A 685-nucleotide genomic window follows, 5' to 3' on the forward strand; every position below is an offset into this window, starting at 1 on the left:
TAAAGCTAATTTCGTCCTCTAGTTGGCATGAGAACTGCATTAATGAAAATTCACATAAATGTATTTCAAAAATAATCTGGAGATTTTTATGATTACCCATCGTCAACAAGTAACTGACATGATCATTTCAGCGAAAGTTTTAAAGTCAATTAAATGGGCAGATGTCGCCAAAGAAATTGGTCTTTCTAAAGAATGGGTAACGGCTGCCTGCCTGGGACAAATGGCATTTAATAAACAGCAGGCAGAGAAAATTGGTCAGATTTTTGACCTTAGTGATGAGGCAGTAGCATGGCTGCAAATTGTACCTTACAAAGGCTCTTTACCGACCAGTGTGCCTACGGACCCTTTAATTTACCGCTGGTATGAAGTTGTAAATGTATATGGTTCGACTATTAAAGAGCTGATCCATGAAGAATTCGGTGATGGCATTATGAGCGCAATCGACTTCAGCATGGATATTCAGCGTGAGGAAAACCCGAACGGTGACCGGGTAAATGTCGTATTGTCTGGCAAGTTTTTACCTTATAAAACCTATTAATTAATCGTTTGATAAAGCCATCATATTGATGGCTTTTCATTTCTTCGTAAGGAGATCTTTTATATCACCGTCTTTATCCTTATTTAATTTTGACTATACACAGCTTCTGGGTATAAGAGGAACCGACATCAATATAGTGACAGTTAT

General features: G+C 37.8%; 1 protein-coding gene. It reads left to right on the forward strand.

Annotation, left to right across the window (positions count from 1 at the left end):
• The first annotated feature begins 88 nt into the window (after positions 1–88).
• A complete protein-coding gene (gene cynS, locus GBI16_RS18280) occupies positions 89–538 on the forward strand; it encodes a cyanase (protein ID WP_000628076.1) in 450 nt (149 codons plus the stop codon).
• Positions 539–685: the final 147 nt, after the last annotated feature.

It is taken from the genome of Acinetobacter sp. TUM15064 (assembly GCF_008980265.1).
Taxonomy (GTDB): domain Bacteria; phylum Pseudomonadota; class Gammaproteobacteria; order Pseudomonadales; family Moraxellaceae; genus Acinetobacter.

Coding starts and splice junctions, on each gene's coding strand:
- cynS (WP_000628076.1), top strand. CDS start 89: ATGATTACCCATCGTCAACAAGTAACTGACATGATCATTTCAGCGAAA.